The organism is Arthrobacter sp. D2-10 (assembly GCF_054161285.1).
This window is the reverse complement of sequence record NZ_CP096431.1, coordinates 1,072,188-1,090,745: the sequence shown is the minus strand read 5'-3', so window position 1 is coordinate 1,090,745 and position 18,558 is coordinate 1,072,188. Positions and strand designations below refer to the sequence as shown.

Sequence of the window (18,558 nt, the reverse complement as noted above, 5' to 3'; positions counted from 1 at the left end):
GGTCGATCACCGCTAGAAGTCTGTCGCAAACACCTTTACTGGGGAGTCTCTTCATGAAAAAAACCATCGCAGCCGTCGCAATCGCCGGCTCTCTCACGCTCGTTGGAGCTAGCGCTGCCCAGGCGCAGGGCCTCAACAACAATTACACTCCCACCCCTGCTCAGGGAACCGTCGATGATGGAACCGTAGCGCCCGGCGAAACCGTCGTCTTCAGCAGCAACGAGGGTCTCTTCACGCCAGGTGAGATCATCGACATCACTGTTGACTTCGTCGCAGGTCAGCCGGGAGCTTCCGGAGCTGCCGCTGGAGTTGGCCGCCTTGGTGCCGCTCTGGGCGGAGTCATTCTTCCGATGGCAATCGTCATCGAGGATACCGTGACCGCAGATGCCGAGGGTAACTTCTCTTACTCCTTCACCCCGAAGGAAGAGGGAACCTACACCCTCACCGCCACTGGCCGTGAGTCAGGCCAAGTCGTAACCGCAGTTGTTGTGGTTGACGCTCCTGCAGCAGGCGGCGTTGGTGGCGGCGGCACGGCAGTTGGTGGAACCGGCACACCTGGATCCTCGACGACCGGCGGCGGTTTGGCCAACACCGGCATAGATTCGGCAATGCTCCTCTGGGGCGCAGCCGGTATCGGTGCCCTGGGCCTTGGTGCAGGAAGCATCTTCGTCGCTCGTCGTCGCGCAGGCGTCGAAGCGTAAGTCCCAGATTTTCTAGAAGCCCGGTCGGAGCTCAGCTCCGGCCGGGCTTTCCTTTTCCTGATTGAAAGCCGAAATGAAAGGAGCGGCCTAGTACTTGAACTGGTCCCCGATAGTTGGACTGGTTTAGTCAGAGGCTAGGCGATAAGGGCCTGAGCACGGTATTGCACCGGGCTCAGGCCCTTTAGCTTTGTCGAGATTCTTTCGGTGTTGTACCAGTGGATGTATTGGTGCAGGGCCGTTGTGAGTGCGTCTGTGTGTGAGGAAATGGACGCGGTGGAAGAGTTCTTCCTTGAGGTGGCCGAAGAAGTTTCCCATCACCGCGTTGTCGTAGCAGTTGGCCTTGCGTGACATAGATTGGGCCGCGCCGGCGTTTTGGAGAATGCGCCGCCAAGAGGCGTGCTGGTACTGGAAACCCTGGTCCGAATGGACGAGCGGGTGCTGTCCCGGCTCGAGGGTTGTCAGGGCATCGCGTAGTGAGCTGTTGGTCAGTTCCAGGTTCGGGGACAGCCCTACCGCGTAGGAGATGATTTGCCCGTCGAAGAGGTCCATGACCGGTGAGAGGTAGAGCTTCCGGTCGCCGACGCTGAACTCGGTCACGTCGGTGACCCACTTCTCGTTCGGGGCATCGGCTGTGAATTCCCGGTTCAGCACGTTCGGGGCGACCGTGCCCTGCTCGCCCCGGTAGGGGTTGCAACGCTTCTTCCTGCGAACCTTGAAGACCAGCTGCAGCGAACACATCAGCTTCAGGACGGTCTTCTTCGCGACGGTCCATCCTTGCGTGGCCAGTTCGGTGTGGATGCGGCGGTGCCCGTACCGGCCTTGGTTCTTCGTGAAAATCTCCGTGATCGCAACTTTGAGCTCCTCGTGCGGGTCCGGTCCTTAGAGGCGCGCCTGCTGGTAGAAGAAGGTAGACCGGGCAAGATCGGTGACCTGCAGTAGAACCGGGAGGGGAGAGTCGGCCTTGAGGGCGATGATGGCCTGGGCCTTCACCGTCGTTCCTGCGCCCTCAAGGCCCGTAATTTTCTCAGGTACGCCACCTCTGCCCGCAACCGTTCGTTCTCCCGCCGCAATTGCACCAGTTCGGATACCTCCGCGGGCGGCGGAATGTCAGGTTTCTTTGGTCTGCCATTGAGCTTCGCTCGCAACGCGTCGGCACCCTCACGGGGGTACTTACGCGCCCAGGTCTTCAACAATTGAGGCGAGGACAAGCCGGCCTCGGCGGCGAGCTCCTGAGCGGCCTCGCCTTCGAGAAACCGTTCCACCAACGCGAGCTTGAACTCGAATGAGTATGACTGATTTTTTCGGTTTGGTCACCAGCGCTCCTCGGCCATGAATCTTCCAACGCTGGTAGAGAAGCCTGACCGGGTGACGAGAGACACCCAGCGACCCGGCCACCGTCCTAGCTGCAACGCCCTTCTCGAAACACGCTACAGCGGCCTCACGCTGATCCACCGATAACGAACTACGTGCATGCATAGAACTTCGTACTAGGCCGCTCCTCATTATTTGCTCAGGTATTGCCGTCGAAGAGGCTCGTCACGGAGCCGTCATCGAAGACCTCACGAATAGCTCGGGCGATCAACGGTGCAATGGATAGAACGGTGAGCTGCGGGAATCGCTTCTCGGGGCCGATCGGCAGTGTGTTGGTCACTACGACCTCCCTCGCCCCGGACTCGGCCAGACGGCGAGCAGCTGGGTCTGAGAAGACCGCGTGCGTAGCAGCAATGATGACATCCTTGGCGCCGGCGTTCTTCAGTACCTGCACTGCTCCGGAAATCGTTCCACCGGTGTCGATCATGTCATCGATCAGGACGCAGGTCCTACCCTCGATCTGGCCGACGACGGTCTTGGACACGGCCTGGTTGGGCATAGTCAGATCGCGACTCTTGTGCACGAAGGCAAGCGGCGCTCCGCCCAGACGCTCCGCCCACTGTTCTGCGACACGCACACGGCCGGTGTCGGGCGAAACGACTGTGATGTTGTCAGCGTCTACCCTCCCCCGTATGTAGTCGGCGAGAAGCGGAATCGCCATGAGATGGTCAACCGGTCCATCAAAGAAGCCTTGGATCTGAGCGGTGTGGAGGTCCACGGACATCAGACGGTCAGCGCCGGCTGTGTGGTAAAGGTCAGCGACAAGTCGGGCTGAGATGGGCTCGCGGCCGCGGCCCTTCTTGTCCTGGCGAGCATAAGGGTAGAACGGCGACACAACGGTGATCCGCTTCGCCGAGGCGCGCTTCAATGAGTCCACCATAATGAGCTGCTCCATGAGCCAGTTGTTCAGTGGAGCGGGGTGAGCCTGAATGACGAACACATCGGTTCCACGAACGCTCTCCCCTGACCGCACGTAGATCTCGCCGTTCGCGAAGTCGTAAGCGGAGACGGGCAGAAGTTCAGTATCCAGTTCCTTCGCGATCTCCTCGGCGAGCTCAGGATGAGCCCTTCCCGAGGCGAGGACTAGCTTCTTTTCCCCGCGCGCGGTTATTTCGCTCATGAAGGATCGCTTTCTTCTGTAGAAGTTGTTAGAGAGGTCGCCATAGCGGCGCTAGCAGCCGCCCCGGTGCCGGGACGATTCGTTTCCACCCAGCCGTCAAGGTTGCGCTGTGAAGCAGCGACGATGGCCAAAGCACCTGGGGGGACGTCCTTACGAACGACGGCGCCTGCTCCCGTGTAAGCGCCGTCACCAACGGTCACGGGTGCGACGAAAACCGTGTTGGACCCCGTCCGAACTTCGCTGCCGATGACTGTCCGATGTTTCTTCACACCGTCGTAGTTGGCGGTGATATTGCCGCACCCGATGTTGGTGTTCTCGCCTATCTCGGCATCTCCGGCATAACCAAGGTGGGATAGCTTCGATCCGCGTCCGATGGTGACGTTTTTGGTCTCATAGAACGCGCCGATCTTGCCGGATTCCCCCAGCACCGTACCGGGCCGCAAGTAGGTGAAAGGTCCGACCGATGCACCGGCTCCGATACGCGCTCCGGTGCCGTGGGTCCGGATTACTTTTGCGCCCTCTTCAACTACTACGTCGGTGAGTGTGCAGTCCGGTCCAACAACAGCATCACGGGCGATCCTCGTGGCCCCGTGGAGTTGGGTTCCCGGGAGGATCGTGACGTCTTCTTCTAAGTCGACGTCCACATCAATCCAGGTGCTGGCCGGATCGATAATGGTTACACCGGCACGCATCCACCGCTCAAGAGTTCGACAATTGAGCTCTGCTCCAAGCGCTGCGAGCTGCACACGGTCGTTTGCTCCTTCGACCTGCCAGCGGTCGGAAGATACAACCGCGGCTACGCGCCCGCCCGCCTGCCTGGCGATCGAAGGGACGTCCGTCAGGTACATCTCGCCCTGGGCATTGTTGGAGTCAACACTGGTGAGACTCTCGCGCAAAACCGCCGCGTCGAAGGCATAGATACCGGAATTGATTTCCGTGATGGCTCGCTGCTCATCGGTCGCATCCTTGTGCTCAACGATGCCGGTGACAGTACCGTCGTCGGCTCGAACGATGCGTCCATAGCCGGTTGCATCTTCCAGGACTGCGGTGAGAATTGTGACAGCGTTAGCTTCACTTTCATGCCTGCGAACGAGTTCCTGCAGCGTTCCCGTATCCAGCAGCGGAACATCACCGTAAGTGACAACCACAGTTCCTTGGATCGTCGATTGCGCGTCTAGAGCTTCAAGCGCGACCTGTACAGCACGACCGGTGCCGGGAGTGTCGTCTTGATCCACGATCAGCGCTCCAGCATCTAGCTCGGCGATGTGCGCCGCGACCCTGTCCCGCTCATGCCGAACCACCACCGCGAGCTCCCGCGGGGCGAGGCCCCGCGCCGCGGCGAGCGCGTGGCCCACCATCGAGGTACCGCCGATCCGATGCAGAATCTTGGGAGTCCGCGACTTCATTCGCGTGCCCGCTCCCGCTGCCAGAACTATCACTGCTGCAGGCATTGAATTCGCCTGATCGGACTGGTTCTCGTGGCTCACGAAGGGGCCGCTCCTTGCCTGTCTCTGACGCCTGCTGGCCTGCCGTTCCGCCCATAGGATTCGAACCTATACTCCACAGCTCCAAAGGCTGGGGTGCTGCCGTTACACCAGGGCGGACCGCGTGCATTCGGTCGCCCGAACAGAGCACGCGACTACCTAGTTTGCCATGTCCAAGCGGCATCCTGCGACTTGGCGCCCCCCGGACGCAGATCCAAGCTAAACACAAGCCTCCTCCTGAACACTGGGCACCACCACCCCGGTAGCGCTCGAAGAGGAGTTGGACATGGGACACCTGCAGGAACGCATTCACAACTTCGTTGAAAAGCACATCATCGCTGACGACCCTTGCCCCGAGCGCTCATGGCTCGACAACTTGGCGGGAGAACTGGAACCTCCAGCGGAGGACCACCGCAGAACTGTGTAAAAGGCGAGAGCTTGCTATTCAACCGGTACCGCGTTGACGGAGGACCCCTCGAACTCGTGCACCGCGACAGCGTTGAAGTTGGGCGGGATCTCCTCACCAGTGAAGACGAGATTCTCCTCGCTCAACGGAGGCACGTCGCTGCTCGAGCTCGTATAGAGGAACTCCTGACCGTTGGCGCCCTTGAGGGTCACACCGGTCAAGCTCACGGGGTCCGTGCCGGTGGTGTTGTCGACCGTGACCGCGATGCTTCTTGCGCCGTCAGTAGACGGAACCGAGATAACGCCCTCGGCTCCGGACTGCGTGACGAAGGCGTAGTCGCCTGGACCCATCGCTTCAGGCGTCGATGCCGGCGCTTGCTCTGACGTTGTAGCGGGAGCTTCATCCGGCGTCGTCGTTGTGCAACCGGCTACCGCGAACACAAGGACAAGCCGAATCAAAAGGCGCTTCATGAATCCCCCAAGGTGAGATCAGTTCACCCGATTCTATCCAGCGCTACTCCGGTCCAGCCGAATCTTCGGTGAGGTCAATCGGCAGCGACGGCGCAAGCCGCCGCAGGGACGTGAAGGTCGGCACCAGCGCGCTATACAGCTCAGAGAAGACCGGCAGCAGGGAGGCATAGACGGCGGCTGAAGCAGGATGCGGCCGCACCGTTTCCTCAATCTGGACCATGTCCTCAACCACGTCGATCGACTCGATCAGGCCGAGAGCCTCCATACCCAGCAACGCAGCACCGAAGCCCGACCCTTCCTGGCCGCGGGCGAACTCAACCGGCATCCCGAACGTATCCGCCAACAACTGGCGCCACAGCGGGCTCCGCATGACACCGCCCGTGGCCCGGATGCGGTTCACCTCGAGTCCAGCCGACCGCATCGAATGCAGCACCAGCGCCAGTTGAAGGCACACACCTTCAATCGCCGCTCGCACCAGATGTTCGCGACGGTGCGCACGGGTAAGGCCGACGTAGGCGCCGCGTGGCAGCGAGCTCCAATGAGGGGCCCGCTCACTGAGCAGGTACGGGAGCATCAGGAGCCCGCCGGACCCGGGCGCTACCTTCGCCGCCAGCGCCAGCAACTCCTCCTCCGGGGGGTCAGCCAGGTCGGGGGCGAGAGAATCGCCGGCCCACCCCATCACCACTCCCCCATTGTTGATTGCGCCTCCGACCACCCACCGGGTGGCTGTGAGCGCGTAGCAGAACACACCGCCAAGCGGGTCGACGGCGGGGCGCTCCACAGCAACCCGCATTGCCCCGCTGGTTCCGATCGAGCATGCCGCCGTACCCGGATGTACCGCGCCGACGCCGAGATTGGCGAGCGGACCGTCCGCAGCGCCGACCACAACCGGTGTCGCCGCCGGCAAGCCCATGGAGGCAGCGGCGTCGTCAGTCAGGGCCGGCAGCACGGTGGTTGTCGGCACTACCTCGGGCAACTGCTCGGGCTGCACACCTGCGATGGCGAGGGCCTCTTCATCCCAGGCAAGGGTGTTCATGTTCAGCAGCCCGGTTGCCGAGGCGACGGAATAGTCGACGACCAGCGCGCCGCAGATCTTCGAGAGGACGAACTCTTTGATGCCCACCCAGAAGCCGATGCTCTCGCATAGCTTCGGCTCCTGCTCGCGGAACCAGACGAGCTTCGGTAGCGGTGACATGGGGTGCAGCGGCGTGCCCGTCCGCCGGTGCAGCGCGAGCCCGCCGGCCGACGCACGAAGCCGTTCCGCCTGGACCTGTGCACGGGTGTCCGCCCAGGTGACGACCCCGGTCAGCGGCTTCCCCGTCGGGGACAGCCCAATCAGGCTGTGCATCGCCGAACTGAACGACAGCCCCGCAACCCGGTCCGCGCCCACCTGGGCCACAACTTCACGGACGGATTCGAGCACCGCAACGAGGATGAGCTGAGGGTCCTGCACGGCGTGCCCCGGGTGCGGTTCATCCAGCGGATAGCCCGCGGAGTGCGACGCTTCAAGCGTGCCGTCGGTCCGGAAGGCGACCACCTTGGTACTGGTTGTGCCGAGGTCGACCCCGAGGACAACCTTCCCGTTCTCCCCTGTCACCCGGTGCTCGCTCAGCGTGCTCATCGTTCGTCTCGCCACAGCGAGACGATGACCTTGCCGGACTTTTCGGAATCCTTGGCCATCGCGAATGCTTCAAGCGCCCTGTCGGCCGGCAGTTCGTGCGTGATGACGTCCTCGATGGCAGGGTTTTCTTCGAGCAGTTCAATGGCCCGGTCGATCTCGTCATTGAATCGGAAGGCCCCTCGGAGCTGAATCTCCTTCGACACCAGCGGTGCAAAGTTGATCGCCCGCGGTTCGTTGGGCACCATTCCTACCTGCACGACGACGCCGGCCCGCCGCGCGGCCACCAGCGCAGCGCTGACGGCGGCGGGAACGCCCGAACACTCGAGGACGACGTCGAACGCCATGGCCGGGATGTCCTCGGCCCCGACCTGGATGGTGTCGTGGGCGCCGAGGCGCCGCGCTCGCTCCAGTGGTCCCGGCAGCACATCGCTCGCAACCACTTCGGCGGCACCTTCAGCGAGGCACGCAGCGGCGGCGAGCAGACCGATCGGCCCTGAACCGGACACGAGCACGCGTTTGCCCCGCACTCCGCCGGCGACGGTGATCCCGTGCAACCCCACGGCCAGTGGTTCCGCCAGGGACGCCCGTCGCAGCGACAGGCCCTCCGGAAGCACCCGCACCATGTCCTTGCCCACGATCAGGAACTCGCTCATGCCGCCCTGGGTGTGGGGCTGGGTCGACGCACTGCCCAGGTAAGCTCCGCCGGGCCACAGGTGGCGCCGGTCCTCGATTCCGGGTTCGGGGTTTCCGAAGGTAGCCGGATGGACTGTCACCGGGGTGCCGTGGGCCAACTCCCCGGAGGGATCCAGATCCACCGAGCCCGACACCTCATGACCCGGGACAAGAGGTTCGCGGACAACGTACTCGCCGTTCGCGCCCTCGTTGTAGTAGTGCAGGTCAGATCCGCAGATGCCTCCGAAGGCCATCCGCAGCCGGACCTGCCCCGGTCCGGGCTCGGGCGTGGGAACTTCAGTCTCGACGAGGTCGAGCTTCCCATTGATGACGAGGGCTTTCATGTGGTGGCTCTCCTTCGATTTCCACTGGTTCAGCTGACGACGACGGTGGCCGCCAAGCGCGGCGTTAGACGACGGACGTCATCCCACCGTCAACAAAGATGTTCTGTCCCGACACGAAGGTCGATGCATCGGACGACAGGTAGATGAGCGTTCCAACGAGTTCCTCAAACTTCCCCCACCGCTGTGCCGGGGTGCGGTTGATCACCCAGGAATTGAAGGCCTCATCCTCAACCAGCGCACGGTTCATCTCGGTGGCGAAGTAACCCGGGGAGATCGCGTTGACCTGGATGTTGTACCGCGCGAGGTCCGCCGCCATGCCCTTGGTGAGCATGGCGACTGCACCCTTGGTGGCTGAGTAGGGCGCGATGGTCTGCCGGGCAAGCATCGACTGGACCGAACCGATGTTGATGACCTTGCCCGAGCCCCGCTCGGCCATACGCCGCGTTATCTGCTGGGACACGTAAAAGACGCTGGACAGGTTCGTGGTGACAATGGCGTCCCAGTCAGCCGGATCAAAGTCGTTGAACGGTGCGCGGCGCTGGATGCCCGCGTTGTTGACCAGGATGTCCGGCACGCCGTGTTCGGCAACGAGCGCCTCGATGCCGTCTGCGGCGGCACCGGCGTCGGTGACGTCGAACGTGGTGGTCGCCGGCGTCGTGCCGGTTGCTTCTCCGATGGAGTCTGCGGCACGCTGCACGGCTTCAAGGTCACGTCCGTGCACAACAACCCGCGCGCCCGCCTGCGCCAGGCCCGTGGCGAGGGCATAGCCCAAGCCACGGGAGGATCCGGTGACCAGCGCAAGCCGGCCAGTGATGTCGAAAGTATTCACCGTCATCAGCCGATCCAGAAGACCACGAGGGTCAGCAGGAACCCGGCGACGGACTGGAGTGACTGCTGAACGGTCCACGTCTTCAATGTGGTCTTCACGTCCATGCCCATGAGCCGGCCGACGAGCCAAAAGCCGGAGTCGTTGACGTGGCTGGCAAAAACCGAACCTGCAGCACTGGCGAGCACGACGGCAGCGATTTGAAGAGGGCTGAACCCGCCGGCAAGGACAGCGGGCGCCATGAGGCCCGCGGTGGTCACCAGGGCCACCGTTGCCGAACCCTGCGCAACGCGGAGGATCACCGCGACGACGTAGGCAGCGACAATAACGGGCAGGCCGACTTCAGCGAGAGAATCCGACAGAGCGTCACCGATGCCGGACGCGCGGAGCACGCCACCGAACATTCCGCCTGCACCGGTGATGAGGATGACCGAGCAGATCGGACCCAGCGCGGAATCCAGCACCTTCTCCAGGGCCGTACCGTTCTCACCGCGACGGTGACCCAGGACCGCGGTAGCGACAAGCACGGAGATCAGCAGCGCCACCGGTGACGAACCGATAGTGGTCAGGACCTGTACCCAGACCTGCTCATCAGCGTTGACGACGCCGGCAGCGTTCAGGTAGTCGAGACCTGTGTTCATGAAGATGAGCACCAGCGGCAGCAGCAGCATCGCCACCACGGTGGACGCCTTGGGCGGGTTGACGGGCTGGTCGTTGTCGATCGATCCGAACAGTGCGGGGACGGGAATGATGTACTTCGAGGAAACGAACTTGCCCCACAGGTAACCCGTGACGTACCAGACCGGGAAGGCGATCAGCAGGCCGATGAGAAGCACCAAACCGAGGTTCGCTTCGTAAAGCTCGGTGGCTGCCACCGGGCCGGGGTGCGGCGGCACGAAGACGTGCATCACCGAGAAGGCGGTGGCGGCCGGGATACCGTACAGCAGGACGTTGTTGCCGCCCATGCGCCGGGCCACGGCGAAGATGATGGGCAGCATGACGATCAGGCCTGCGTCGAAGAAGATGGGGAAGCCCATGATGAGCGAGGCGAGGCCGAGGGCGAAGGGTGCTCGCTTCTCACCGAAGGCGCCGACCAGCTTGTCTGCGAGGACCCTGGCGCCGCCGCTGTGTTCGACCATCTTGCCGAGCATCGCTCCAAGACCGATGAGCAATGCGACAGATCCGAGCGTTCCGCCGAAGCTCGATACGAGAACGTTGACGATTTCACCGGTAGGAATTCCGGTCGCGAACGCGGTCACGAGGGAGACTAGGACCAACGTGAGAAACGCGTGTACCTTGAACCTGATGACCAGGATGAGGATGAGGCCAATCGCGCCCGCGGCGATCCCCAGCAAGGGCCCCGCTCCAAGAGTTTGGGTGAAATTTTCCAAAGAATTCTCCATTGATATTCAGGCCCCTTGACAGAGCTACGCACCTTGGGTTCGTAGTCTGGCACACGCTTCGCGTTACTAGCAAGAAAGGTAACACCTTTGGATTCCGGCGCTCCTTCCGACGAGGGATCTTCCTCTGCTTCAACCCCCTCGAAGGGCAAGTCGACTGCGCCTGCTCCCGTGCTGCACAATTCCATCCTTGACCGCCTCGGAACTGACATTGCCCAGGGCGTCCTGCCGCCGGGCAGCATCATCACGCTTACCCAGCTTGCGAGCGACGCCGGAGTCTCACGCACAGTGATCCGGGAAACGGTGCGGATCCTCGAGTCCAAGGGACTTGTCGAATCACGCCGACGCGTCGGCGTCACAGTACTTCCCGTCAGCGCCTGGAACGTGCTCGACCCCCAACTCATCCGCTGGCGGCTCCTGGGACCGGAACGGGTTGCCCAACTCCATCGTCTGACAGAGATGCGACTGGCGCTCGAGCCGACCGCCGCACGCCTGGCTGCTGCTAGGGCACCGCGCGAAACCGCAGAGGAGCTCGTCGAACTCGCGGCGCGGCTCAGGCAACTCGGCGAGCTGGGTAAGGGCAACGAACAGCTCTACCTCGACACCGACATCGCCTTCCACGCACTGCTGCTGGAGGCGAGCGGTAATGACATGCTGGCTTCGCTGCACGAAATCGTCACTGAGGTCCTCGCCGGCCGCACGGACCTTGGTCTCTCACCCGCGGACCCAGTACCGGAAGCCTTCCACAATCACGAGGGCATTGCGCGTGCAGTCCTCGACGGAGACGCGGACGCGGCGGAGCACTACGCCCGGGCAGTCGTGATGGAGGTTTGGGGAGAACTCAGCGAGATCTAAGCCCTACCCCCCAGGACCTCCGCGGCTGCGAGCCACTGCTCCTCAAGGGACTCCTGCTCCGCCTGCAGTTCTCGCAGCTTCGCGTCGAGGTCGGCCATCTTCTCGAAGTCGACCGTAGCCTTGCTCCCGGCGTCGCTCATCTGCTGGTTGATCTTCTCGATCTGCGAACTGGTCTTCGTCATCTGCCGCTCGATGCGCGTCAGGTCCTTCTTCGCCTGGCGGGCCTCCTCCGGTGACGGGCCAGCGGAGCCGGCTGCACACGATTGCCGATTTCTGTTTCGCTCGTGGGCTGGCGAATCTGTCTACGGAGGCCGCGTGGGTTGCACACCTTAAGGTGCTGATTGACTACATCCGCCAGGAGCGGCCCGGCCGAAGCCATAAGCTTCGATCAGCCTGTACACGAACGACCTACTTCTGGCTCCCCTAAGTGCCGCAACAGCCGAGGTTGTTGGGCTGAGTTCCACGGGGTACACCGGATCTCCTAAGATCCGGCAGGCTCCCATCCTTGTCCCTGCCGAGGTGGACAAGCGGCCCTCGTGCAGCCTTCAAACACGAAGCCCGTCACCGAGTTTGGGCGGCGGCGCAACCTTTGGCGGAACACCGAAGATATTCAGGGTGCCCAATACTCGGTTGGTTCAGGGTTCACTCGCACCACGGAAACCGTCAGCATCGACGGCGTTGTTCTCACCAAGATCAACGTCAACTCGTTCTACTCCAACATGTACTCCAACTTCGGCGGAGTGGCGCTGGGTATGTTCGTCGCTGGCCGGCGTTACCTACTCAGCTACTACATCACTACGGGCGGTGCGACGGAGCGTTTCTTCTGGATGAGGAACATGCCCGACACTGGGCGCGGGCACGGGCAACGTCTCATCCAGCCGGGAAAGTTGACACGCGCATGGCAAATCGTACAAGCCATCAACGCAGATCAAGTCGCACCCGTCATGGATCCCGCAGTCGGCTTCCATACATCCTCAGCCGGATACTGGTTCTTCGAGGGGCATTAAGCCGGGGAAGGGGACGCATTCAGTTTCTACTGGGCGGCTTCCAAATCGAGGATGTTGGCACCACCGCACTTGATGGTATCGCGTGGATCGGTGACTCAACCATGCAAGGTTCATCGGGAACCAAAGATGCTCCGGCAGCACGAGAGATTCCGGGTTAAGTCGCTGGCTTGCTCAATGCCAACATCTATAACCGGGCGGTCGGTGGGGAAACTACAGCAACGATGGATGCACGCTGGGCAACCGACATCACACCGATTAAGGGCGTCTGTAAGTACGCAGTCATTCAGGGCGGTATCAACGACATCGCGCTAGCAGACATTCAGGCCAGCATTACCTCGATGGTCAATAAGGCGACGGCGGATGGACTCATCCCGGCCATTCTCAACTGCACGCCCACATCGTCAATCGCGGCTGATCCCGTGAAGGAACAGAAGCGGCTCGACTTGAACGCATGGGAGCGAACCACCTTTCCGAACGTGATCGACATCGCCCAAGTTATTGAGGATCCGCTAGACAAGAAGTTCATCCGGCGCACACCGGGCGGTTCGGCTGGCTGGTACGGCGACGGCGTTCACTACACGAGGGCCTGAACGCATCGCCGCTTGGCCGCTGTGGAACTTCCACAAGCCGGGACCATATCAGAAGGTTGCCGCTGCAACATGGGTCAGCCCGGACGTTGTTATTGCTTCCCCGAACGGCACCCAGTACAAGCTCACAGTGTCAGGTGCCGGAGCAGTGGCCGCGACTGCGGTCTAGCGCTTAGCGAACGCTTGATCGGTTTGAGTATGCCGAACGCGGCTTTATGCGTTGACGGCCGGCAGTGTGTAGGGACTCTGCAGGCCGTAGAGGCTGGCTCTGGGTCACGAACCATGCACACAGAACTATCACGAGGAGGTACGAGACGGCGTTGAGGAGCGAGCCCCGTAGAACGATCAGAAGGTAGAAGGGCACGATGCAAACAAGCACAGGCGGGATGCGCTTGTTCTGGAGGGACTGTTCGGCTTTCTGGTCCATATGGCGGAACCAGTAGCCGATGAAGAACATGCCGCCGACAGAGAAAACCCAACCGCCGTTAACAAACAACTCGGACCAGATCGGTGAAGACAGGTTCGTAAAGCCATAACCCTTGTATTCCGCGAGCAAGATCCCGGTGTCCACAGGCTTGCCTGGCCATATGCTTCTGGGCACCCAGAACAGGAGGACGCCGAGCAGCTGTTGGCCCCACGTGATCCCGTGAGAGTCCACGTACTGGAAGGAATTCACGAGTTGCGCGAACGCATCGAAGTCGCCGGTAGTTAGGGCGGTGATCAGGTTCCCTGTTTCGCCGCCAGTCTTTGTTGAATGCCTGAACATGTCGGCCAGCGGGAAGATTGTCACGACACCCACTATTGCGGCAATAGAGACGAACCTAAACCTGGTCAGGGTTGCATAGGCGCCCAACGTTGCGAGCATGGCAAGAGCAACGGTGCCGAAAACGTACCGTGGGCTGCTGACCGGGTTTACGCAATATAGAAGCACAACGGCTGTCAGTAAGGGGCGCAATAAGGGCGGCCGGAGCCCGTCCTGCCGTCGCTGCTCACGCACATGCATCTGGGCGATAAACGCAACAAGGAGGCTCATATTGAGGGCGCCTGTGATCAGACTGTTGACGGACGCTTCCGGCCACGCCATGGCACGAGCCAACGAGTAATCCGTGCGATTGCCGATGAAAGCGCCGAACCCGACACGCGTCCCAACGTAAACGAAGAGCACGACCGCCAATAATGCGAGCAGGTTCGCCCTATCGGGCCTCACTGTCGGGGCTTGAAACTGAACGCCACCTAACTTCTGACCACGGACGAAACTGCCAGCCATGACAGCGATCGAGCAAACCACCACAAGCGCAGCAGCTGGTATGAAGTAGTACTCTTCTAGGTTGGGCGTGGTGCTCGGCTCAATTTGTAACCGCTGCTGCACATAGGGAGCCATACCCATGAAGATGTATGTGAAGAGCCAGAGCACCATCTCGAAGAGTCGCCGGGATCGAGCACCAACGATGACAGCGAAACGCGCACCCGTGACAGCCATCACGAGCACGGGTAGCCAAGGGTCCGCTTGATGGCTGTTCGTTAATTGGTACAAGCCCAAAGGAACCAACGCACACAGGGTCAGGGCGAGCACCGATGTGGTTAGCGGGCTTGGCAGCGCAACCGTTTCCTTTTGCACGGGTTACCGCCCTTCGAGATGCGGCGAGCGCCCATCAACTGGTGTTTGCACGGATCGCTGTTCACGGCGTCCGCGGAGCATTCGGTCCGCAGGCAGTTCAACGAATCGATGCAGCATCCAAGCACCAATCAGGCTAAGGATCAGGGTGCTCACGGAGGCAAACCAGCCGGAGAAACCTAGGTCAGCAAATCCCTGCTGGGACAGCCGCATGATGAGTATGTGATGCAGGAGGTAAAAGGCATACGATATGGCGCCGCCTTGCACGATCAGCGGCGACCGCAACCAACCCGGCACACCGCGTACGTCGCGTTGAGCAGCGGAGACTATAAGGGCACCGAAGGGGATCATGTACGCGGCAGAGACGCTGTAGATGGACGGCCAAACCGACATCGAAGCCCAAGTCGCGAATACAAGCAGGAGCGCCATTGCCCACGGGATGTGTAGGAGAGCACCTCGCTTCATCAAGAGTGCGAGCGCAACGCCCAGAAGGAACTCTGGGAATCTAGCTACCGGGAAGTAGATGGAAAACCAAACTGCGAAAGTATCGTCGGCGAGCTCGCCCGGTGCGGTTGTGAGCGATGCATAGAATGCGATCGTCGTCGTCATTAGGACGAGGACGACGCAGGTTATCCATATTGACCTCGTGCTCAGGCGACGGAACCAGACGATCGCCAGAGGAAAGAGCAGGTAGAAAAATGCCTCGACTGACAAGGACCATGCTGGAACGTTGATCGCGAAGTACGTCGAACTGTCTGGCACCCAGGCTTGGAGCAGAAAAGGTGTCAACGGTCCACGGAGTAGCGCGCTCGGGTCTCGAAGCGCCCAGAGAGTTGCAGCGAACCCAAGAGTGACTATGTACACCGGGTAGATGCGAGCGAAACGCCGTCTGTAGAAAGCCCGAGCACGGTCACCCGGCCGTGCTGACCAGGCTAGAACGAATCCGCTGAGGATGAAGAAGAACGTCACACCGGAACGACCTTGGCCGAAGATGAAATCCAGCACCTCCCGTGTTGGCCCATCGAAGAAGGCCGTGGCATGAAAGCCGAATACAGCCAATGCGGCGAATAAGCGCAGGCTTGTTAGCCGGTCAAGACGAAGTGCCGACGATCCCCCATGAGTCATCCACCAATCTTACCCGGCACATAAATCCGGCTTAGTGCAGTGACGACCGCCTGCGGACCACGCCCTACTCCCCCAGGACCTCCGCGGCTGCGAGCCACTGCTCCTCGAGTGATTCCTGCTCTCCCTGCAGCTCACGCAGCTTCGCGTCGAGGTCGGCCATCTTCTCGAAGTCGACCGTCGCCTTGCTGCCCGCGTCGCTCATCTGCTGGTTAATCTTCTCGATCTGCGAACTCGTCTTGGTCATCTGCCGCTCGATGCGCGTCAGGTCCTTCTTCGCCTGGCGGGCCTCCTCCGGCGACGGGCCAGCAGAACCGACTGCCGCCGTCGTACCGTTGCCGTCCGCTGAAAGGGGTGTGCCGGCCATGCCCTGACCGCAGTCGGCTGCGCGGCGCAGCTGCAGGTACTGATCCACCCCTCCGGGCAGGTCGCGGATCTTGCCGTCGCCCAACAGCGCCAGCTGCGTGTCGGTGACTCGCTCCAGCAGGTACCTGTCGTGCGAGACCACCACGAGCGTGCCCGGCCAGCCGTCGAGCACATCCTCCACCGCGGCGAGGGTATCGGTGTCGAGGTCGTTGGTGGGCTCGTCGAGCATCAGCACGTTCGGCTCCCCCACCAGCAGCCGCAGCAACTGCAGACGCCGCCGCTCACCACCGGACAGGTCACCGACAGGAGTCCACTGCCGCTGGTTCGTGAACCCGAGCTGCTCCACGAGCTGGCTCGCCGACACTTCCTTCCCGCCGACTGACACCACCCGCTTCTCCTGCTCGATCACCTCGGTGACGCGGAGGTGATTGACGTCGTCGAGCTCGCGGACGTCCTGGGACAGGATCGCCGTCTGCACGGTCTTGCCGCGTTTCAGCCGGCCCGACGTCGGCGCCATCTCCCCATTGAGCAGCCGCAGCAGGGTGGTCTTGCCCGCACCGTTGACACCGACAATCCCGAGGCGCTGGCCCGGTGCGAGGCGCAGGGTGATCCCCTTGAACAGGGGCTTCTCCCCCAGCTCCAGCGACACGTTCTCAAGATCCAGTACGTCCTTACCCAACCGGGCAGTGGCGAGCTTGCTCAGAGCGAGCGAATCGCGCGGCTCCGGAACATCGGCGATCAGCGCGTTGGCTGCCTCGATGCGGAACTTCGGCTTCGACGTCCTCGCGGGGGCGCCGCGGCGCAGCCACGCGAGTTCCTTCTTCACGAGCTGTTGGCGCTTGCCCTCGACGACGGAGGCCATGCGGTCGCGTTCGGCGCGGGCGAGCACGTAGGCGGCGTAACCGCCGTCGAATCCGTCCACAATGCCGTCGTGGACTTCCCACGTGCGGGTGGAGATTTCGTCGAGGAACCAGCGATCGTGGGTGACCACGAGCAGCCCGCCCTCGGTGGGACGCCAGCGCTGCTTCAGATGCTCCGCGAGCCAGGCCACGCCCTCGACATCGAGGTGGTTGGTGGGCTCGTCGAGCATGATGACGTCGTCGTTCCCGATCAGCAGCTTTGCCAGCGCCACGCGGCGCTTCTGCCCACCCGAGAGCGAAGACACCCGGGCGTGCCAGTCCACCTCCGCCACGAGCCCGCCCATGACGTCGCGGATCTTCGGGTTGGAGGCCCACTCGTGGTCGGCCTGGTCGCCGACGATGGCGGCACCGACGTCGAGATCGCCGTCGAGCACGTCGTTCTGGTTGAGGTAGCCCACGGTGACGTCGCGGCGCTTGGTGACGCGGCCGTCGTCGGGCGTGGTGCGCTGGGCTAGCAGGCGCATCAGGGTCGACTTGCCGTCACCGTTCCGGCCGACCATGCCGATCCGGTCGCCCTCCTCCAGTCCGAGGGTGACGCCGTCCAGGACAGTTCGGGTGGCGAAGGTGACGCTGATGTTCTCAGCACCGAGCAGGTGGGCCAACGTAAATACTGCTTTCGTTGATGGGTTGTTTGTTTCGTGCGAAGGGGCTGTTACGCGAAGTAGTCGCTGACAATCCTCGCACCATGGGCGGGACCGTGCACCAGTTCGGTGGCCAGCCCGGCCGTGGACAGCAGCGCATCGATTGTTGCTGCGTGCTCCTCGGACTCAGCGAGGAACGCCACCGTGGGACCCGAGCCCGAGACGATGCCTGCGAGCGCGCCGGCGTCCTTGCCCGCGCCGAGCACGTCTTTCAGTTCAGGCGCCAATTCCAGGGCCGCGGCCTGCAGGTCGTTGTGGAGCAGTTCAGCGAGCGCGCGCGCATCCCCCGAGCGCATGGCGCTGAGAATATGCGGGTCAATCTCGGGGATCTCCGGGGTTTCCTCGCCATTGGCAAGGCGCAGGTCGTCCAGCGTCCGGTATACGGCAGGCGTGGATAACCCGAAAGCAGAGGGCACCAGGACCCAGTGCAGCGGTGTCTTCGAGATTGCCGGCGTGAGCTGCTCCCCCACCCCCACCCCGACGGCGGTGCCGCCGATGAGTGCGAACGGTACGTCGGCGCCAAGGTCGACGGCGATCTTCGCGAGCTCGTCGCGGGAGAAGTCGCTGTTCCAGAGCGCGTCGCACGCCAGGAGGGCCGCTGCGGCGTCGGCGGACCCGCCGCCCATGCCGCCGGCGATGGGTACGCGTTTGGTGATGTTGAGATGCACGCCGGTGGAGTTCTCGCTCAGGTCGGCCAGCAGTGCCGCCGCGCGGGCGGCGAGGTTGCTGGCGTCGAGCGGGATCTCCTCCATGGGGAGGTTCAGGCTTCCCTGGCCGTCCACCGTGACGGTGATGGCGCCGTCGTCCGTTGCTGTCGCCGTCACTTCCTCATAGAGGGAGACGGCAAGGTAGACGCTGGCCACGCTGTGGTAGCCGTCCTCACGGGGTGTTCCCACCCGGAAAGAGACGTTGATCTTGCCCGGCGCCTTCACCCGAACGGCGCGGGGGCCTGTTGTACGCATCCCTGCCGTTCTCCCAGCCACCATGGTGTCCAACTTAGATCACGTCAGGGCTGAGGAGAAACTTGCGT

19 protein-coding genes and 1 tRNA gene are annotated in these 18,558 nt (G+C 62.4%); 5 read left to right on the top strand and 15 right to left on the bottom strand.

All coding sequences use genetic code 11. The features are described from left to right. Positions 1–53: 53 nt before the first annotated feature. Positions 54–701 (top strand): LPXTG cell wall anchor domain-containing protein, encoded by a 648-nt coding sequence (locus M1D74_RS05185; protein WP_458116732.1) that lies wholly within the window; start codon positions 54–56, stop codon positions 699–701. Positions 702–824: 123 nt separating this feature from the next. Here M1D74_RS05185 and M1D74_RS05180 read toward each other — a convergent pair whose 3' ends face one another. The 5 genes from M1D74_RS05180 to M1D74_RS05160 all read right to left on the bottom strand — a co-directional run bounded on the left by M1D74_RS05180 (position 825) and on the right by M1D74_RS05160 (position 4,796). After that, complete coding sequence (locus M1D74_RS05180) at positions 825–1,538, bottom strand: IS3 family transposase (protein ID WP_458117141.1); 714 nt, start codon at positions 1,536–1,538, stop codon at positions 825–827. Positions 1,539–1,687: 149 nt separating this feature from the next. Further along, positions 1,688–1,963, bottom strand: a complete 276-nt coding sequence (locus tag M1D74_RS05175) for a helix-turn-helix domain-containing protein (protein ID WP_458116731.1) — start codon at positions 1,961–1,963, stop codon at positions 1,688–1,690. A gap of 248 nt (positions 1,964–2,211) precedes the next feature. Then, on the bottom strand, positions 2,212–3,192 hold the full coding sequence (locus tag M1D74_RS05170; RefSeq protein ID WP_458116730.1) for a ribose-phosphate diphosphokinase: 981 nt from the start codon (positions 3,190–3,192) through the stop codon (positions 2,212–2,214). After that, positions 3,189–4,643, bottom strand: coding sequence for a bifunctional UDP-N-acetylglucosamine diphosphorylase/glucosamine-1-phosphate N-acetyltransferase GlmU (gene glmU, locus M1D74_RS05165; RefSeq protein ID WP_458117140.1), 1,455 nt, complete (start codon positions 4,641–4,643; stop codon positions 3,189–3,191). Before glmU ends, M1D74_RS05170 begins: the two co-directional genes overlap by 4 nt. 81 nt (positions 4,644–4,724) lie before the next feature. Continuing rightward, a tRNA-Gln gene (locus M1D74_RS05160) sits at positions 4,725–4,796 on the bottom strand. 166 nt (positions 4,797–4,962) lie between these two features. On the opposite strand from M1D74_RS05160, the gene M1D74_RS05155 reads away from it, so the two are divergent. Then, positions 4,963–5,103: a hypothetical protein gene (locus tag M1D74_RS05155; RefSeq protein WP_458116729.1), complete on the top strand. Its 141-nt coding sequence runs from the start codon at positions 4,963–4,965 to the stop codon at positions 5,101–5,103. Positions 5,104–5,117: 14 nt separating this feature from the next. On the opposite strand, the gene M1D74_RS05150 is transcribed toward M1D74_RS05155, so the two are convergent. From M1D74_RS05150 to M1D74_RS05130, 5 genes are all read right to left on the bottom strand, one after another. Then, positions 5,118–5,552: a hypothetical protein gene (locus M1D74_RS05150; protein ID WP_458116728.1), complete on the bottom strand. Its 435-nt coding sequence runs from the start codon at positions 5,550–5,552 to the stop codon at positions 5,118–5,120. 43 nt (positions 5,553–5,595) lie between these two features. Further along, positions 5,596–7,173: a gluconokinase gene (locus M1D74_RS05145; protein ID WP_458116727.1), complete on the bottom strand. Its 1,578-nt coding sequence runs from the start codon at positions 7,171–7,173 to the stop codon at positions 5,596–5,598. Next, complete coding sequence (locus M1D74_RS05140; protein WP_458116726.1) at positions 7,170–8,189, bottom strand: zinc-binding dehydrogenase; 1,020 nt, start codon at positions 8,187–8,189, stop codon at positions 7,170–7,172. Before M1D74_RS05140 ends, M1D74_RS05145 begins: the two co-directional genes overlap by 4 nt. 64 nt (positions 8,190–8,253) lie before the next feature. Next, positions 8,254–9,024 (bottom strand): SDR family oxidoreductase, encoded by a 771-nt coding sequence (locus tag M1D74_RS05135; protein ID WP_458116725.1) that lies wholly within the window; start codon positions 9,022–9,024, stop codon positions 8,254–8,256. Continuing rightward, positions 9,024–10,406 carry a GntP family permease gene (locus M1D74_RS05130; RefSeq protein WP_458117139.1) on the bottom strand — a complete coding sequence of 461 codons (1,383 nt, stop codon included), beginning with the start codon at positions 10,404–10,406 and terminating at the stop codon, positions 9,024–9,026. The genes M1D74_RS05135 and M1D74_RS05130 overlap by 1 nt, the downstream gene beginning before the upstream one ends. Before the next feature lie 180 nt (positions 10,407–10,586). Here M1D74_RS05130 and M1D74_RS05125 point away from each other — a divergent pair, with 180 nt between their 5' ends. Beyond that, positions 10,587–11,270, top strand: coding sequence for a FadR/GntR family transcriptional regulator (locus M1D74_RS05125; RefSeq protein WP_458116724.1), 684 nt, complete (start codon positions 10,587–10,589; stop codon positions 11,268–11,270). Here the strand turns inward: M1D74_RS05125 and M1D74_RS05120 are convergent. Further along, positions 11,267–11,452 (bottom strand): hypothetical protein, encoded by a 186-nt coding sequence (locus M1D74_RS05120; RefSeq protein ID WP_458116723.1) that lies wholly within the window; start codon positions 11,450–11,452, stop codon positions 11,267–11,269. The genes M1D74_RS05125 and M1D74_RS05120 overlap by 4 nt on opposite strands. A 354-nt stretch (positions 11,453–11,806) precedes the next feature. Between M1D74_RS05120 and M1D74_RS05115 the strand changes: the two genes are divergently transcribed. Then, positions 11,807–12,277, top strand: a complete 471-nt coding sequence (locus M1D74_RS05115; protein WP_458116722.1) for a hypothetical protein — start codon at positions 11,807–11,809, stop codon at positions 12,275–12,277. Positions 12,278–12,444: 167 nt separating this feature from the next. Then, positions 12,445–12,867: an SGNH/GDSL hydrolase family protein gene (locus M1D74_RS05110; protein WP_458116721.1), complete on the top strand. Its 423-nt coding sequence runs from the start codon at positions 12,445–12,447 to the stop codon at positions 12,865–12,867. A gap of 169 nt (positions 12,868–13,036) precedes the next feature. On the opposite strand, the gene M1D74_RS05105 is transcribed toward M1D74_RS05110, so the two are convergent. The 4 genes from M1D74_RS05105 to M1D74_RS05090 form a co-directional block, all read right to left on the bottom strand. Further along, entirely contained in the window at positions 13,037–14,281 is a 1,245-nt protein-coding gene (locus M1D74_RS05105; protein WP_458116720.1) for a hypothetical protein, read from the bottom strand. Between the two features lie 204 nt (positions 14,282–14,485). Next, entirely contained in the window at positions 14,486–15,604 is a 1,119-nt protein-coding gene (locus tag M1D74_RS05100; protein WP_458116719.1) for an acyltransferase family protein, read from the bottom strand. 64 nt (positions 15,605–15,668) lie between these two features. Then, positions 15,669–17,489: an ABC-F family ATP-binding cassette domain-containing protein gene (locus M1D74_RS05095; protein WP_458116718.1), complete on the bottom strand. Its 1,821-nt coding sequence runs from the start codon at positions 17,487–17,489 to the stop codon at positions 15,669–15,671. A gap of 50 nt (positions 17,490–17,539) precedes the next feature. After that, positions 17,540–18,490, bottom strand: coding sequence for a 4-(cytidine 5'-diphospho)-2-C-methyl-D-erythritol kinase (locus M1D74_RS05090; protein WP_458116717.1), 951 nt, complete (start codon positions 18,488–18,490; stop codon positions 17,540–17,542). Between the last annotated feature and the right edge of the window lie 68 nt (positions 18,491–18,558).

Excerpts from the sequence above, each read along its gene's own strand:
- M1D74_RS05140 (WP_458116726.1), bottom strand. The coding sequence starts at position 8,189 with ATGAAAGCCCTCGTCATCAATGGGAAGCTCGACCTCGTCGAGACTGAA.
- M1D74_RS05170 (WP_458116730.1), bottom strand. The coding sequence starts at position 3,192 with ATGAGCGAAATAACCGCGCGCGGGGAAAAGAAGCTAGTCCTCGCCTCG.
- M1D74_RS05100 (WP_458116719.1), bottom strand. The coding sequence starts at position 15,604 with ATGACTCATGGGGGATCGTCGGCACTTCGTCTTGACCGGCTAACAAGC.
- M1D74_RS05105 (WP_458116720.1), bottom strand. The coding sequence starts at position 14,281 with ATGGTGCTCTGGCTCTTCACATACATCTTCATGGGTATGGCTCCCTAT.
- M1D74_RS05185 (WP_458116732.1), top strand. The coding sequence starts at position 54 with ATGAAAAAAACCATCGCAGCCGTCGCAATCGCCGGCTCTCTCACGCTC.
- M1D74_RS05145 (WP_458116727.1), bottom strand. The coding sequence starts at position 7,173 with ATGAGCACGCTGAGCGAGCACCGGGTGACAGGGGAGAACGGGAAGGTT.
- M1D74_RS05120 (WP_458116723.1), bottom strand. The coding sequence starts at position 11,452 with ATGACGAAGACCAGTTCGCAGATCGAGAAGATCAACCAGCAGATGAGC.
- M1D74_RS05135 (WP_458116725.1), bottom strand. The coding sequence starts at position 9,024 with ATGACGGTGAATACTTTCGACATCACTGGCCGGCTTGCGCTGGTCACC.
- M1D74_RS05150 (WP_458116728.1), bottom strand. The coding sequence starts at position 5,552 with ATGAAGCGCCTTTTGATTCGGCTTGTCCTTGTGTTCGCGGTAGCCGGT.
- M1D74_RS05155 (WP_458116729.1), top strand. The coding sequence starts at position 4,963 with ATGGGACACCTGCAGGAACGCATTCACAACTTCGTTGAAAAGCACATC.
- M1D74_RS05090 (WP_458116717.1), bottom strand. The coding sequence starts at position 18,490 with ATGCGTACAACAGGCCCCCGCGCCGTTCGGGTGAAGGCGCCGGGCAAG.
- glmU (WP_458117140.1), bottom strand. The coding sequence starts at position 4,643 with ATGCCTGCAGCAGTGATAGTTCTGGCAGCGGGAGCGGGCACGCGAATG.